We start from the raw sequence: 15280 nt of genomic DNA on the forward strand, positions 1-15280 counted from the left end.
CGTGGGAACGTAAAGGAAAGAATAGGCCGCTATAAAATAAAAAGGGACACCGCATGATGCGGTGTCCCCCGAACACAAACTTTGCCGAACGTGTTATTCGTAATCGCTCATCGGCACGCAAGAGCAGAACAGGTTACGGTCACCGTACACGTCGTCCAGACGCTTAACGCTCGGCCAGTACTTGTTCTCGCGTACGCCGGCCACCGGGAACACCGCCAGTTCGCGGCTGTACGGATGCTGCCAGTCGTTGACCAGCTCCGCCTGCACGTGCGGCGCATTCACCAGCGGGTTGTCTTCCAGCGGCCATTCGCCCTTGGCGACGCGGTCGATTTCGCTGCGGATCGCCAGCATCGCATCGATAAAGCGATCCAGCTCCACCTTGCTTTCCGACTCGGTCGGCTCGACCATCAGCGTGCCCGCCACCGGGAACGACATGGTCGGGGCGTGGAAACCGAAGTCGATCAGGCGCTTGGCGATGTCCATTTCGCTGATGCCGGTCTCTTCCTTCAGCGGACGAATATCGAGGATACATTCGTGCGCCACGCGGTGATCGCGGCCGGTATACAGAATCGGGTACGCGTCTTTCAAACGGGTGGCGATGTAGTTGGCGTTCAGGATCGCCATCTGGCTGGCCTGCTTCAGGCCCTCCGCGCCCATCATGCGGATGTACATCCAGCTGATAGGCAGGATGGAGGCGCTGCCGAACGGCGCCGCGGAGACCGCGCCCTGCTGGGTGGTCACGCCGTCGATCTGCACCACGCTGTGGCCCGGCACGAACGGCGCCAGGTGTGCTTTCACGCCGATCGGGCCCATGCCCGGGCCGCCGCCGCCGTGCGGGATACAGAAGGTCTTATGCAGGTTGAGGTGCGACACATCCGCGCCGATGTAGCCTGGCGTGGTGATGCCCACCTGGGCGTTCATGTTGGCGCCATCCAGATACACCTGACCGCCGAACTGATGCACGATCTGGCACACTTCACGGATGGTTTCTTCATACACGCCGTGGGTCGACGGGTAGGTCACCATGATGCAAGAGAGTTCTTCGCCTGCCTGCTCCGCCTTGACGCGCAGATCGTGCAGATCGATGTTGCCGTTCTTGTCGCAGGCCACCACCACCACGCTCATGCCCGCCATCTGGGCGGAGGCCGGGTTGGTGCCGTGTGCCGAGCTCGGGATCAGACAGACGTGGCGGCCCGCTTCGTTGCGGCTTTCGTGGTAGCGGCGGATCGCCAGCAGGCCGGCGTATTCGCCCTGCGCGCCGGAGTTCGGCTGCATGCACACCGCGTCATAGCCGGTCAGCTGCACCAGCCACTGGGACAGTTGGCCAATCATCTGCTGGTAACCGGCCGCCTGCTCCGGCGGGCAGAACGGATGCAACTCTGAGAATTCAGGCCAGGTGATCGGGATCATTTCCGCCGCGGCGTTCAATTTCATGGTGCAGGAACCCAGCGGGATCATCGCCTGGTTCAGCGCCAGATCCTTGCGCTCCAAGCGATGCATGTAACGCATCATCTCGGTTTCGCTGTGATAGCGGTTGAATACCGGGTGGGTCAGGATCGGATCCTGGCGCAGCATGGCGGCCGGGATCGATTGGCTGTTTTTGCTCACCGCCGCGTCCAACGCGTCGATGTCCAGACCGTGATTGTCGCCGGCCAGCAGTGCGAACAGCGTTTGCACGTCTTCACGCGAGGTGGCTTCATCCAGCGTGATGCCGACGGCGCCGTGAATGTCGGTACGCAGGTTGATGCCGAAGCTCAGCGCGCGCTCCAGCACGGCGGCCTTGTCCTTCACTTCGACGGTCAGGGTGTCGAACCAGGTGTGGTGACGCAGCGTCAGGCCGGCCTTCTGCAGCCCGGCGGCCAGAATGTCGGTCAGGCGATGGATGCGCCCGGCGATGCGCTGCAGGCCTTGCGGGCCGTGATACACCGCGTACAGGCTGGCGATGTTGGCCAGCAGCACCTGCGAGGTACAGATATTCGAGTTGGCTTTCTCGCGGCGGATATGTTGCTCGCGAGTCTGCATCGCCATGCGCAGCGCGGTGTTGCCGGCGGCATCGCGGGAAACGCCGATAATGCGGCCCGGCATCGAACGCTTGAACTCGTCGCGGCAGGCGAAGAAGGCGGCGTGCGGCCCGCCGTAGCCCATCGGCACGCCGAAGCGCTGCGCGGAGCCGAACACCACGTCGGCGCCCTGCTTGCCCGGCGCGGTCAGCAGCACCAGGGCCATGATGTCGGCGGCCACGCTGGTGATGATTTTGCGCGATTTCAGTTCGGCCAGCAGCGCGCTGTAGTCGTGCAGTTCACCGGTGGTGCCCACCTGCTGCAGCAGCACGCCGAACACGCCGTCCAGCTCCAGCACTTTTTCCGCTTTATCGACGATGACGTCGAAGCCGAAGGTTTCGGCGCGGGTGCGCACCACGTCCAGCGTTTGCGGATGCACGTCGTCAGCCACGAAGAAACGGTTGGCGTCTTTCAGCTTGCTGGCGCGTTTGGCCAACGCCATCGCCTCGGCGGCGGCGGTCGCTTCATCCAGCAGCGAAGCGGAGGCCAGATCCAGACCGGTCAGATCGAGGGTCACGGTCTGGAAGTTCAGCAGCGCTTCCAGACGGCCCTGCGACACTTCCGGCTGATAGGGGGTATAAGCGGTGTACCAGCCCGGGTTTTCCAGCATGTTGCGCAGGATCACCGGCGGCGTCAGCACGGCGCTGTAGCCCATGCCGATATAGGATTTGTAGCGCTGATTCTGCGAGGCGATCGCCTTCAGCTCAGCCAACGCCTGATGTTCGGTCGCCGCGTCGCCGACCGGCGGCGGCCCCGGCAGCTGAATGTCCGCCGGCACAATCTGTTGGATCAGCGCGCTGAGCGAGCGAGCGCCCACCGCTGCCAGCAACTCCTGGCGTTGTTCCGCAGAAGAGCCGATGTGGCGTTCAATGAACGCTTCGCTGTGTTCGAGTTGGCTGAGTGTCTGAGTCATTGCTACAAATTCCTGAATGCTTGCGTGATACGGGATATAGCTTGAACGGTAACTAAAACGCCCCGGCCGAAAGGCCTGGGGCGTGGTCACGATTACTCGTCGATCGAGGCCTGATAAGCCGCGGCGTCCAGCAGGTTCGCCAGCTCGCCTTCGTCGGAGGCTTTAATCTGGAACAGGAAGCCGTCACCGTAAGGTTCGCTGTTCACCAGTTCCGGAGAGCTTTCCAGCTCGCCGTTCACCGCCACGATTTCGCCGCTGATTGGCGCGTAAATGTCCGATGCCGCCTTGACGGATTCCGCCACGGCGCAATCTTCACCGGCGGCGACGCTGCGGCCCACTTCCGGCAGATCGACAAACACCATATCGCCCAGCAGCTCCTGCGCATGTTCGGTGATGCCTACGGTGTAAACGCCGTTACCTTCTGCACGAACCCACTCGTGGGAGGATGCGTATTTCAATTCTGTTGGCACATTGCTCATCGCCGGTTACTCCTTCGAAGAAATAAAAGAATCAATCAATAAAAAATCAATTTGTCAGCGGCTTGCCGGCGCGAACGAAACCGGGCTTGGTCACTTTGACCGGCATTTCACGGTTGCGGATCTGCACGATAGCCTGCTCGCCGATGCCTGCCGGCACGCGCGCCAGCGCGATGCTGAAGCCCAGCGTCGGAGAGAACGAGCCGCTGGTGATCACGCCTTCGTGGGTTTGCCCCGCCGCGTCGGTGAAACGCACCGGCAGCTCATTACGTAATACGCCTTTTTCCGTCATGATCAAGCCGACCAGTTGCTCGGTGCCCTGCTCGCGCTGTTGTTCCAGCGCTTCGCGGCCGATGAAACGGCGATCTTCCGGCTGCCAGGCGATGGTCCAGCCCATGTTGGCGGCCAGCGGCGAAACGCCTTCATCCATCTCTTGCCCGTAGAGGTTCATGCCCGCTTCCAGGCGCAGGGTGTCGCGCGCGCCCAGACCGGCCGGCTTGACGCCCGCAGCCAGCAATTTTTGCCAGAAATCCGCCGCCTGCTCTTTCGGCAGCGCGATCTCATAGCCGGCCTCGCCGGTGTAACCGGTGGTGGCGATGAACAGCTCGCCGGCCTGCACGCCGAAGAATGGCTTCATGCCTTCGACCGCGCTTTTTTGCTCCGGGGTGAACAGGGTGCCGGCGCGCTCTTTGGCCTGCGGGCCCTGCACCGCGATCAGCGCCAGATCGTCGCGCACCGTCAGCGCGACGCCATACGGCGCGGCGTGCTCTTCGATCCAGGCCAGGTCTTTGTCGCGGGTGGCGGAGTTCACCACCAGGCGGAAATAGTCTTCAGTGAGGAAATAAACGATCAGGTCGTCGATCACGCCGCCGGAGGCATTCAGCATGCCGGTGTACAGCGCTTTGCCGGGTTGGGTCAGTTTGGCGACGTCGTTCGCCAGCAGGTAGCGCAGGAACTCGCGGGTGCGGGCGCCGTGCAGATCCACAATGGTCATGTGAGACACGTCGAACATGCCGGCATCCTGACGCACCGCGTGGTGCTCATCGAGCTGCGAGCCGTAGTGCAGCGGCATCATCCAGCCGTGAAAGTCTACCATGCGCGCACCGCACGCCACGTGCTGGTCGTACAGTGGGGTTTGCTTTGCCATCTTTTCCCTCTTTCCACTCGTCGCTAGAAGTTAGGGTGCTGCCACGCAATGCGGCGGAGCCTGGCTCGCGGCCCGATCGCCATGGCGCACTGACTGCTCAACACAAATGCTGCGCCGGGACGGGCGGAAACTGCGTGCAACCGCCGTGACGCAAACGATACCTTTCCCTCGAACTTATCACCGAACGACCACATTAACCATAAGTTAAAATAGGCTCATCGCCGTTCCGGGGCGGTAAAACGCCGGGCTAGTGTGCAGAGTTTTTCACTGGAAAAATGCGCCTTAAGGCACAAAATTAACAATTAAAGCGGCAAAACACCGAACTTATATAACAAACCTATGGCCTCACATGGGATCCGGACTTTTGATAACCGAACATGGAATTAGAAAAAGTAATGATAAAAAGCGGCTGAAATTAGATTATTTCAAATGAAGGGTTATATAAGGAAAAGCGATGGAATAAGGCGAGAAGCGCGAGCCCGGCGCGGGCCCGCAGAAGGAAGGGATCAGGCAAGCCACTCGGGCAGATCGTTCAGGCCCATCGCCTGACGCACCAGCTTCGGTTTGACGCCCGGCAGGCTGTCCGCCAGCCGCAGGCCCACGTCGCGCAGCAGCTTTTTGGCCGGGTGATTGCCGTCGAACAGTTCGCGGAAACCCTGCATACTGGCCAGCATTACCGCCGCGCCATGTTTGCGGCGGCGCTCATAACGGCGCAGATAGAGGTGCTGGCCGATATCCTTGCCCTGCCGCTGCAGGCGGCGCAGTTCGGAAATCAGCTCGGCGGCGTCCATGAAGCCCAGGTTAACGCCCTGGCCGGCCAACGGATGCACGGTATGCGCCGCATCACCCACCAGCGCCAGGCGGTGCGCTGCGAAGCTGCGCGCATAGCGGCCGGTCAACGGGAAGGCCAGCCGTTCGCTTTCCAGGCTGCAAGCCCCCAAGCGCATGTCGAAGGTCATCGCCAGTTCGCGGTTGAACTGCGCCGGTTCCAGCCGTTTGAGCCTTTCGGCTTCTTCCGGCGTCACCGACCAGACGATAGAGCTCAAATGCGGATCGCTGAACGGCAGGAACGCCAGAATGCCGTCGCCGTGGAAAATTTGCCGCGCCGTCGCCTGATGCGATTCTTCGGTGCGAACGGTGGCCACCAGCGCGTGGTGGCGGTAATCCCAGAAGGTGAGCGGGATATCGGCATGCTGGCGCAGCCACGACTGGGCGCCGTCGGCGCCAATCACCAACCGGGCGGTCAGCATGCGGCCGTCCTCCAGCGTGACGAAGGCGTCGTTCTCGCCCCACGCCACCTGCTTGAGCGCGGCCGGGGTAATCAGCGTGATGTCCGACAGGCTTTCGGCGCGTTTCCACAGCGCCTGCTGGATCACCGAATTTTCGATGATGTGGCCGAGATGGCTGAAGCCGCACTCGTCGCCGCGGAAGGCGATTCTGCCGAAGCTGTCGCGATCCCACACTTCCATCGCGTTATAGGCGCTGGCGCGCAGCTGGAGAATGTCGTCCCACACGCCGATGTGCTGCAGCAACCGCTCGCTGGCGGCATTGATGGCGGAGACGCGCAGGGCCGGCTGTTCCGACGGCGGCGCCATCTCCGGCTGGCGCTGCTCCAGCACCGCCACGCGCAGCCCGCTGCCCTGCAGGCCGCAGGCCAACGCCAACCCCACCATACCGCCACCGGCGATAATCACGTCAAATGATTGCATGCTGCTCGATTTCCTTAAATAACGCGCGACGCCTTGCCGCGCCGCGCTTTGGGCGCGTTAAAGCGCCCGACCATGTCTCTAACGTTCCACCCAGCCCAGCGTACGCTTGGCGAAGGCATCGCGTATCGCCGGCAAACGTTCCATCGCCATCAGCCCCAGATTGCGGCCGATCACCAGCGGGCCATAACGGTTGGCGAACAGATGAATCAACCCATCGGTCACGCCGATCGTCGCCCGCTGATCGTTTTGCCGCCGCTGCTGATAACGGCTCAGCAGTGCGTAACCGCCGGCGTCTTCGCCGCTGTCTGCCGCTTCCGCCAGCGTTTCCGCCAGCGACATCACGTCGCGCAGGCCAAGGTTGAACCCCTGCCCGGCGATAGGATGCAGCGTTTGCGCCGCATTGCCCACCAGCGCCAGCCGGTGGCTGACATGGCGATCGGCGGTCAGCAGACCGAGTGGGTAACTGTGCCGTTTACCGGCTTTGAGGATGCGCCCCAGCCGCCAGCCGAAGGCCTGTTGCAGCTCGGCGATAAACCGCTCGTCGTCCCAGGCATCCACCTGGGCGCGATCTTCGCGCGCATGGCACCATACCAGTGAACTGCGCCCCTGCGACATCGGCAACAGCGCCAGCGGCCCATAGCGGGTAAAGCGCTCAAAGGCGCGCCCCTGCGGATCTTCCGCCGTGGTGACGTTGGCAATGGTGGCGAACTGCGGATAGTCCTCCTGCCGCCACTGCATATTGCAGGCTTGCGCCAGCGCAGAGCGCGAGCCATCGGCCGCCACCAGCAATTGCCCGCGCAGACGCTGGCCGTTGTCCAGCAGCACTTCCGCCCGCTCTGCGGTGCGAATCACGTCCACCACCCGCGCCGGGCAGTGCAGCGTAACGCCGGGGGCCTTGGCCAGCAGCGCGAACAACCGCTGCCCGGCGTCGTGCAGTTCGATCACCTGGCCGAGCGCATCGACCTGATAATCTTGCGCCTGCAGATTCACAAACCCGGCGTGCCCGCGATCGCTGACGTGCACCTGAGTGATCGGCGTAGCGCAATCGCGCAGCGCCGGCCAAACGCCGATGCGCACCAGCTGTTGGCAGGTGCCCTGCGCCAGTGCGATGGCGCGGGCGTCAAAGCCCGGATGGCTGCGGTCGTCCGGCCGGGTCGCCTCGACCAGATCCACCGCCATTCTTCCCTGAGTGAGCGACGAAATGGCCAGCGCCAACGTCGCGCCCGCCATACCGCCGCCAACGATAATAACGCTCATGCTACGACCTTGCCGCCGCCATCAAGGCCTCGATGGCATCGGCGTCTTTCACCACGGTGGCGGTCAGGTTTTCATTGCCGTCGGCGGTGATCACGATATCGTCCTCGATGCGGATGCCGATGCCGCGGTACTCCGCCGGCACGTCCGCATCCGGCGCGATGTACAGCCCCGGCTCCACGGTCAGCACCATGCCCGGCTCCAGCAGCCGATCGCGGCTCGGCGTGCCGTAGTGGCCAACATCGTGCACGTCGAGACCCAGCCAGTGGCTCAGCCCGTGCATGAAGAACTGACGGTGCGCCTGCTCGGCGATCAGCAAGTCGACTTCACCTTTCAATACGCCCAGCTCCACCAGCCCGACCACCATGATGCGCACCACTTCGTCATTGACTTCGCGAATGCTGGTGCCGGGTTTGAACAGTTCCAAAGCGCGCTGCAGCGACGCCAGCACAATGTCGTACACCGCGCGCTGCGGCCGGCTGAACTTGCCGTTGACCGGGAAGGTGCGGGTGATGTCGCCGGCGTACCCCTGGTACTCGCAGCCCGCGTCGATCAACACCAGATCGCCATCGCGCATCTGGCTCTCGTTCTCGGTGTAGTGCAGGATACAGCCGTTTTCGCCGCTGCCGACGATGGTGTTGTAAGACGGGTAACGGGCGCCGAGGCGGGTGAACTCATGATGAATTTCCGCTTCCAGCTGGTATTCGAACATGCCCGGACGGCATTTTTCCATCGCGCGGGTGTGCGCCAACGCGCTGATCTCACCGGCGCGGCGCATCACCGCCAGCTCTTCCGGCGACTTGAACAGCCGCATGTCGTGCAGCCACGGCCGCCAGTCGGTAACGGTGGCCGGCGCCTGAAGGTTCTGGCGGAACCCCTTGCGCAGCTTGTCCAGCGCGCCGAACAGGATCTGATCGGCATAGGCGTATTCGCCCTGCGCGTGGTAGACCACGTCCAGGCCGTTGAGCAGCAGGTGCAGTTGGTCATTGATTTCATCGAACGGCAGCGCGCGATCCACGCCCAGCTTTGCCGGTGCGGCGTCTTGCCCCAGGCGGCGGCCAAACCAGATTTCCGCCGTCAAATCGCGCACCCGGTTGAACAACACGCTGTGGTTGTGCGTTTCATCGCTTTTAATCAGCACCAGCACCGCTTCCGGCTCATTGAAGCCGGTCAGGTACCAAAAATCGCTGTTCTGCCGGTAGGGATAGTCTGAATCTGCACTGCGCGTCGTTTCCGGCGCAGAGAAAATAACCGCCGCGCTGGCCGGCGCCATTTTCGCCAACAGCGCCTGGCGGCGGTTGTTGAATTCCTGCTGAGTCATTACCTTCTCCTGAAATCATGCCATCCGCACCGCCGGCGGAGAGGCGATAGAACGTTTAGTGCAGCGTCGGTTTGATATTTTCCGGCGCCGTCGGTTTGTGACGGGTGAATTCGCCGTGGCACATGATGGCGGCGACCCGCACATACTCCGCCACTTCTTCCAACGACTGTTCCAATTCTTCCTGATCTTCGTCTTCGTCGTAGCCCAGCTGCGCGATATTGCGCAGATCGTCGATCGCTTCACCGACTTCGTCTTTCACCTGAGCCAGCTTCGGCTGCATCATGCCCAGACCGAGCAGGAAGTGGTTGACCCAACCGGCCAGCGCGTCGGCGCGATCGAACACGCTGACGATCTCCCCTTCAGGCAGCATCAGTTGGAACAGGAATTCGTCATCTTCCAGCGTGTCACGCGTCGCTTCATACAGCTGCTGCAACGGTTGGCTGAGCGCCTGCGGGAAGGCGACGCCTTCGTTGGTCAGATCGTGCACCAGCGCCTGCCAGCCGGCGTCACGGCTGCCGCCGCACAGCAGGCCGCTGATCAGGCCGTGCATTTCTGCCGCGGTCAGCGCCACCGACTGCTGGTTGAGGGCCACGGTCAAAGATTGGTAACTTGGAAATGTATTCTGTATAGACATGCGCATTCGTCATCGTTGGCAGGATAAGTTCGTGTTATGCTACCACCAAGGTCCGTCGCTATACCAGATAAGCGCGACACCTCAGTGGCTAGTTATAATCGCGATGTGGCAGGTTTCACACTGCGCCGGCGGGTGACGAAAGTGCGGTAAATACGCATTTTGAAACCCTTTTTTGACTGGCAATGTCCGCCACAGTAGATTACAACCAGGTACTGAAAAAGGGGTTGTATCTTGGTACCGAGGTATATATAGTGGCGCCCGCTTTGACGGCCCGGCCCGGGCGGACAAGGCTGGCGCGAAATTTAGGCAGGAAGGTGGCATGTCTGCACAACCGGTAGATATTCAAATTTTTGGCCGCTCGTTAAGAGTCAATTGCCCGCCAGAACAACAAGATGCGTTGAATATGGCGGCGGACGATCTTAACCAACGGTTGCAAGATCTTAAAGTTCGCACTAGAGTCTCCAATACTGAGCAACTGGTTTTCATCGCGGCATTGAACGTCTGTCACGAACTTGCTCAAGAACGGTTGAAAACCCGTGACTATGCGTCCAATATGGAACAACGCATACGGATGCTGCAGCAAACCATTGAACAAGCGCTGCTTGAACAAGGTCGCATCTCTGAACGTCAGGATGCACAATTCGAATAACTTAAGTTGTTGAAAGCCAAGTTTTCGGCAACGAGTACAAAATTTCTCTGAGATGTTCGCCAGCGGGCCAGTCCCCTGAGCCGATATTTAGTACAAACAGAATGTGTTGCTCCGCGATCGGTGAGCACGCTCGGTGCGCCGAGAAGCCTTAAGATTGCGACGGCACGTTCACCTTGAACCATGGGTTCAAGGGTTACAGCCTGCGACGGCATCTCGGAGATTCCCCTTCTCAGCGGTTTATGTGTGCTGAACGCCACACTGAGCAAGCCTGATACGATGTCTTTTCAACCCCAATTCGCGCAGCAGCGCCAAGCCATTCGCCAACTCATTCGCCAACGCCGACGCGAACTTACGCCGGATCAGCAACGCTTTGCCGCAGACAAGATAACCGAGCGCCTTGCCGCACATGCACGCATTCAGGCGGCGCACAGCATCGCGGTATTTTTGTCGTTTGACGGCGAACTCGATACCGGGCCGCTGATCGAGCAACTGTGGACGCTCGGCAAACGGGTTTACCTGCCGGTGCTGCACCCGTTCAGCCCGGGTCACCTGCTGTTCCTGCGCTATGCGCCGGAAACGCCGCTGGTACGCAATCGCTTCAATATTCTCGAGCCGCGTCTCGATGTGCGCCAGGTGTTGCCGCTGGGTGAACTGGAGGTGGTGCTGACGCCGCTGGTAGCATTCGATCATACCGGACAGCGTCTGGGCATGGGCGGCGGCTTTTACGATCGCACCCTGCAAAACTGGCGCAGCGGCGGCCCCTATCCCATCGGCCTGGCCCATGATTGCCAGCAGGTGGAGCACCTGCCGACCGAGCACTGGGATATCCCGCTGCCGGAAATCCTCACCCCGCTCTGCAGCTGGGCGTGGCGGGAGCCCAAATAGCAAAAGGCCGGATCGCTCCGGCCTTTTTCGTTGCGGCGAACCGCCGAATCAGAACAGCAGACGGGCACGAATGGTGCCGTCGATGGCCTTCATGCGCTGCAGCGCGGCGTCGGCGCGCGCGGTTTCCGCTTCGATGTCGATCACCACATAGCCAATTTCCGGCCCGGTTTGCAGATACTGCGCGGCGATGTTAACCCCCTCTTCGGCGAAGATCTGGTTAATCTGCGTCAGCACGCCCGGACGGTTTTCATGGATGTGCAGCAGACGGCTGGCGTTCGGGCCATGCGCCGGCAACGACACTTCCGGGAAGTTGACCGCCGACAGGGTCGAACCGTTATCGGAATATTTCGCCAGCTTGCCGGCCACTTCGTCGCCGATGTTTTCCTGCGCTTCCTGAGTGGAACCGCCGATGTGCGGCGTCAACAGCACGTTATCGAACTCACACAGCGGCGAGTTGAACGGATCGCTGTTGGTCGCCGGTTCTTCCGGGAAGACGTCGATCGCCGCCCCCGCCAGGTGATTGCTGGCCAGCGCGTCGCACAGCGCGGGGATATCCACCACGGTGCCGCGCGAGGCGTTGATCAGAATAGCGCCCGGTTTCATCAGCGCCAGCTCTTCCGCCCCCATCATATTCTTGGTCGCCAGCGTTTCCGGCACGTGCAGCGTCACCACGTCGCTCATATTGAGCAGATCGGACAGATGACGCACCTGTTGCGCGTTGCCCAACGGCAGCTTGTTCTCGATATCGTAGAAGAACACCTTCATGCCCAGCCCTTCGGCCAGAATGCCCAGCTGGGTGCCGATATGGCCGTAGCCGATGATGCCCAGTTTTTTGCCGCGCGCTTCATAGGAGCCCACGGCCAGTTTGTGCCACACGCCGCGGTGCGCCTTGGCGTTGGCGGCCGGAATGCCGCGCAGCATCAACAGCAGCTCGCCCAGCACCATTTCGGCCACGGATCGGGTATTGGAGAACGGGGCGTTGAAGACCGGAATGCCGCGTTTGGTCGCCGCTTTCAGGTCAACCTGGTTGGTGCCGATGCAGAAGCAGCCCACCGCCACCAGTTTTTCTGCGGCGGCGAACACCTCTTCGGTCAGATGCGTGCGCGATCGGATGCCGACGAAGTGCGCATCGCGGATGGAGGCCTTCAGCGATTCGGTGTCTAACGCACCCTTGTGGTATTCGATATTGGTATAACCGGCGGCACGCAAATTATCGACCGTGCTCTGATGAACCCCTTCCACCAACAGGAATTTAATCCTGTCTTTCTCCAATGATACTTTTGCCATTTACCCGACCCTATGTTCAGACTTCAGAAGCGGCTGTGACGACACAGCTCCCATCCAACATAACAAAAATAACGCAGGCGGCAATACAAACGATTGCCTGCCCGGCAGGACAAGGCGCAGCGTTGATGGCGGTTTACGACAGAAAATGCCATAGGGAAAGTTTTCGGCAGAAGCTTTGGGGAGTCAGTTTTCACAATGTGACATAAGTCACCAAATTTGCCGCTTTTCAGAAAAGATGTTTTAACCGAAGAAATATGCGGCCCGGCACTGCCGGGCCACAGGCCGCAGAGGCTTATTTGACCACTTTCACGCCTTCCGGGGTGCCGACCAGCGCCACGTCCGCGCCGCGGTTGGCGAACAGCCCCACGGTCACCACGCCGGCGATGCCGTTGATCTTGTTCTCCAGCGCGATAGCGTCGGTGATGCTCAGGTTATGCACATCGAGGATCACGTTGCCGTTGTCGGTCACTACGTTCTGGCGATACTCCGGCAGGCCGCCCAGTTTCACCAGCTCGCGCGCCACATAGGAGCGGGCCATCGGGATCACTTCCACCGGCAGCGGGAATTTGCCCAGCACGTCCACCTGCTTGCTGGCGTCGACGATGCAGATGAATTTCTTGGCGATGGCGGCGATGATCTTCTCGCGCGTCAGCGCCGCGCCGCCGCCTTTGATCATCTGCATGTGGCCGTTGATTTCGTCCGCGCCGTCCACGTAGATATCGAGCGAGTCCACTTCGTTGCTGTCGAACACATGGATGCCGAGGCTTTTCAGCTTGGCGGTGGAGGCGTTTGAGCTGGACACCGCGCCTTCAATCTGGTGCTTGATGGAGCCCAGCGCGTCAATAAAGTGGGCGGCGGTAGAGCCGGTGCCCACCCCGACGATGGTGCCCGGCGTCACGTATTCCAGCGCCGCCCAGCCCACCGCTTTTTTCAGTTCATCCTGCGTCATAATATGTCCCTTGCCTCTGTACGAAAACGTGTGCGTATTATAGGGTAAAACGCTGTTTTTCACGCCGGCAGGATCACACTTATTTACCGCAGCCCGCATTTTTACCCGCTTGGCGGCGAGCTGGGGGCGTGATTTTTCCACCTGCGCCGCACGCAAAATGTGGCATAGTGCCGGTATCATTCTAATTTAAGGGATATCTTTCCGATGAAACGCCCAGACTATCGTACGCTGCAAGCGCTGGACGCGGTGATCCGTGAGCGCGGCTTCGAGCGCGCCGCGCAAAAACTCTGCATCACGCAATCGGCGGTATCCCAACGCATCAAACAGCTGGAAAACCTGTTCGGCCAACCGCTGCTGGTCCGCACCGTGCCGCCGCGCCCGACCGAACAGGGGCAAAAGCTGCTGGCGCTGCTGCATCAGGTGGAGCTGCTGGAAGAAGAGTGGCTGGGCAACGACACCGGCGTCGATACGCCGCTGCTGCTGTCGCTGGCGGTCAACGCCGACAGTCTGGCGACCTGGCTGCTGCCGGCGCTGAAGCCGGTGCTGGCGGACTCCCCCATTCGTCTGAATCTGCAGGTGGAAGATGAAACCCGCACCCAGGAGCGGCTGCGCCGCGGCGAGGTGGTGGGCGCGGTGAGTATTCAGCCGCAGCCGCTGCCGAGCTGCCTGGTGGATCGGCTGGGGGCGCTGGACTACCTGTTCGTGGCCTCCAGCGGCTTCGCCGAGCGCTATTTCCCGAACGGCGTCACCCGCTCCGCGCTGTTGAAAGCGCCGGCGGTGGCCTTCGATCATCTCGACGACATGCACCAGGCATTCCTGCAGCAGAACTTCGATCTGTCGCCGGGCAGCGTGCCCTGCCACATCGTGAACTCATCGGAAGCCTTCGTGCAGCTGGCCCGTCAGGGCACCACCTGCTGTATGATCCCACATCTGCAGATCGAAAAGGAGCTGGCATCCGGCGAACTGATCGATCTGACGCCGGGGCTGTACCAGCGCCGCATGCTGTACTGGCACCGCTTCGCGCCGGAGAGCCGCATGATGCGTAAAGTGACCGACGCGTTGCTGGAGCACGGTCACCAGGTGCTGCGCCAGGATTAAAACGAAAAAAGGTTCGCCGCAGCGAACCTTTTCTTCATGACAACACCCTTACTGCGCGGCGTTGCTCTGCAGCTCGAACACCACATCCACCTGATCGTCGAAGTGAATGCTTTGCTGTTCATAGGTTTGCGCCGCGTCGTTTTCCGCCGCCGCGCCGGCCGCCTTATACATCCGCGCCACCGGCATCGGCTGGTAGTTGGCGACCCGGTAGCGAATGCTGTACACCGGCCCCAGCTTGGCGTGGAAGCCCTTGGCCAGGGATTCGGCCTGCTGAGTCGCGTTCTCGATCGCTTTTTGCCGCGCCTGCTCGCGATACACATCCGGCTTGGCGACGCCCAGCTCCACCGCGCGGATCTCGTTCAGGCCGGATTTCAGCGCGCCGTCCAGCAGCTCGTTCAGCTTGTCCAACTGGCGCAGGGTAACCTGCACCTGACGCACCGCCCGGTAGCCCTTCAGCACCGACTCGCCGGTTTTCAGGTAATCGTATTCCGGCTGGGTGCGCAGGTTGGCGGCGCTGATGTCTTTCTTCTCGATGTTGTTTTTCTGCAGGAAATCAAAGTACTGCGCCACGCGCTCGTCTACCTGCTTCTTCGCCTGGGCGGCGTCTTTGGAGGAAACGCTCACTTCGATCGCCAGAGTGGCGATATCCGGCGTGGCGTCCACGCTGGCGGTGCCGGAGGTGACGACGTGCGGCCCTTCAGGCAATTCAGCCGCCTGCAGCGCCATCGGTAGCGTCCCTAATCCGACCATTGCGGCCATAGCCAATGCTTTTAGCTTCACAGTGTCTCCTTAATGACAGGCTGTCTCTGATCGCCGGCTTTTCCCTGCGAGAACCGCCGGTTTCCTGGCATCAAACGTAGCATATCGCACGGCGTTTTGAATTCGGATTAGTGACAAA

13 protein-coding genes and 1 other RNA gene are annotated in these 15280 nt (G+C 61.2%); 4 read left to right on the forward strand and 10 right to left on the reverse strand.

The genetic code is table 11. From position 1 onward, the window contains the following. Window positions 1-93 precede the first annotated feature (93 nt). From gcvP to ACJ8IP_RS22065, 7 genes are all read right to left on the reverse strand, one after another. Window positions 94-2973: an aminomethyl-transferring glycine dehydrogenase gene (gene gcvP / locus ACJ8IP_RS22035; protein WP_015378983.1), complete on the reverse strand. Its 2880-nt coding sequence runs from the start codon at window positions 2971-2973 to the stop codon at window positions 94-96. Window positions 2974-3065: 92 nt separating this feature from the next. After that, complete coding sequence (gene gcvH, locus ACJ8IP_RS22040) at window positions 3066-3452, reverse strand: glycine cleavage system protein GcvH (protein WP_025304150.1); 387 nt, start codon at window positions 3450-3452, stop codon at window positions 3066-3068. A gap of 46 nt (window positions 3453-3498) precedes the next feature. Continuing rightward, window positions 3499-4596: a glycine cleavage system aminomethyltransferase GcvT gene (gcvT, locus tag ACJ8IP_RS22045; RefSeq protein ID WP_004931631.1), complete on the reverse strand. Its 1098-nt coding sequence runs from the start codon at window positions 4594-4596 to the stop codon at window positions 3499-3501. Between the two features lie 506 nt (window positions 4597-5102). After that, window positions 5103-6305 (reverse strand): FAD-dependent 2-octaprenylphenol hydroxylase, encoded by a 1203-nt coding sequence (ubiI, locus tag ACJ8IP_RS22050; protein ID WP_042785325.1) that lies wholly within the window; start codon window positions 6303-6305, stop codon window positions 5103-5105. 78 nt (window positions 6306-6383) lie between these two features. After that, window positions 6384-7562, reverse strand: coding sequence for a 2-octaprenyl-6-methoxyphenyl hydroxylase (ubiH, locus tag ACJ8IP_RS22055; RefSeq protein ID WP_042785326.1), 1179 nt, complete (start codon window positions 7560-7562; stop codon window positions 6384-6386). A 1-nt stretch (window position 7563) separates the two neighbouring features. Beyond that, window positions 7564-8880, reverse strand: coding sequence for a Xaa-Pro aminopeptidase (gene pepP / locus ACJ8IP_RS22060; protein WP_142002936.1), 1317 nt, complete (start codon window positions 8878-8880; stop codon window positions 7564-7566). Window positions 8881-8935: 55 nt separating this feature from the next. Further along, complete coding sequence (locus ACJ8IP_RS22065; RefSeq protein WP_004931622.1) at window positions 8936-9514, reverse strand: YecA/YgfB family protein; 579 nt, start codon at window positions 9512-9514, stop codon at window positions 8936-8938. A 319-nt stretch (window positions 9515-9833) separates the two neighbouring features. On the opposite strand from ACJ8IP_RS22065, the gene zapA reads away from it, so the two are divergent. The 3 genes from zapA (at window position 9834) to ACJ8IP_RS22080 (ending at window position 11048) form a co-directional block, all read left to right on the forward strand. Continuing rightward, complete coding sequence (gene zapA / locus ACJ8IP_RS22070; protein WP_004931621.1) at window positions 9834-10163, forward strand: cell division protein ZapA; 330 nt, start codon at window positions 9834-9836, stop codon at window positions 10161-10163. A gap of 41 nt (window positions 10164-10204) precedes the next feature. Then, window positions 10205-10387, forward strand: a non-coding RNA gene (gene ssrS / locus ACJ8IP_RS22075) — 6S RNA. Between the two features lie 52 nt (window positions 10388-10439). Then, window positions 10440-11048 carry a 5-formyltetrahydrofolate cyclo-ligase gene (locus tag ACJ8IP_RS22080; protein ID WP_262825762.1) on the forward strand — a complete coding sequence of 203 codons (609 nt, stop codon included), beginning with the start codon at window positions 10440-10442 and terminating at the stop codon, window positions 11046-11048. Between the two features lie 48 nt (window positions 11049-11096). Here ACJ8IP_RS22080 and serA read toward each other — a convergent pair whose 3' ends face one another. Both serA and rpiA read right to left on the reverse strand, forming a co-directional pair. Further along, on the reverse strand, window positions 11097-12335 hold the full coding sequence (gene serA / locus ACJ8IP_RS22085; protein ID WP_025304156.1) for a phosphoglycerate dehydrogenase: 1239 nt from the start codon (window positions 12333-12335) through the stop codon (window positions 11097-11099). A 292-nt stretch (window positions 12336-12627) separates the two neighbouring features. Continuing rightward, window positions 12628-13284, reverse strand: a complete 657-nt coding sequence (gene rpiA, locus ACJ8IP_RS22090) for a ribose-5-phosphate isomerase RpiA (RefSeq protein ID WP_164107286.1) — start codon at window positions 13282-13284, stop codon at window positions 12628-12630. 204 nt (window positions 13285-13488) lie between these two features. Here rpiA and ACJ8IP_RS22095 point away from each other — a divergent pair, with 204 nt between their 5' ends. Then, entirely contained in the window at window positions 13489-14382 is an 894-nt protein-coding gene (locus tag ACJ8IP_RS22095; protein ID WP_004931613.1) for a LysR family transcriptional regulator ArgP, read from the forward strand. A gap of 48 nt (window positions 14383-14430) precedes the next feature. Here the strand turns inward: ACJ8IP_RS22095 and ACJ8IP_RS22100 are convergent, their stop codons facing one another. Then, window positions 14431-15162: an oxidative stress defense protein gene (locus tag ACJ8IP_RS22100; RefSeq protein WP_108681931.1), complete on the reverse strand. Its 732-nt coding sequence runs from the start codon at window positions 15160-15162 to the stop codon at window positions 14431-14433. Window positions 15163-15280 lie beyond the last annotated feature (118 nt).

It is taken from the genome of Serratia sp. CY52157, assembly GCF_052168495.1.
Taxonomy (GTDB): Bacteria; Pseudomonadota; Gammaproteobacteria; order Enterobacterales; family Enterobacteriaceae; genus Serratia; species Serratia ureilytica.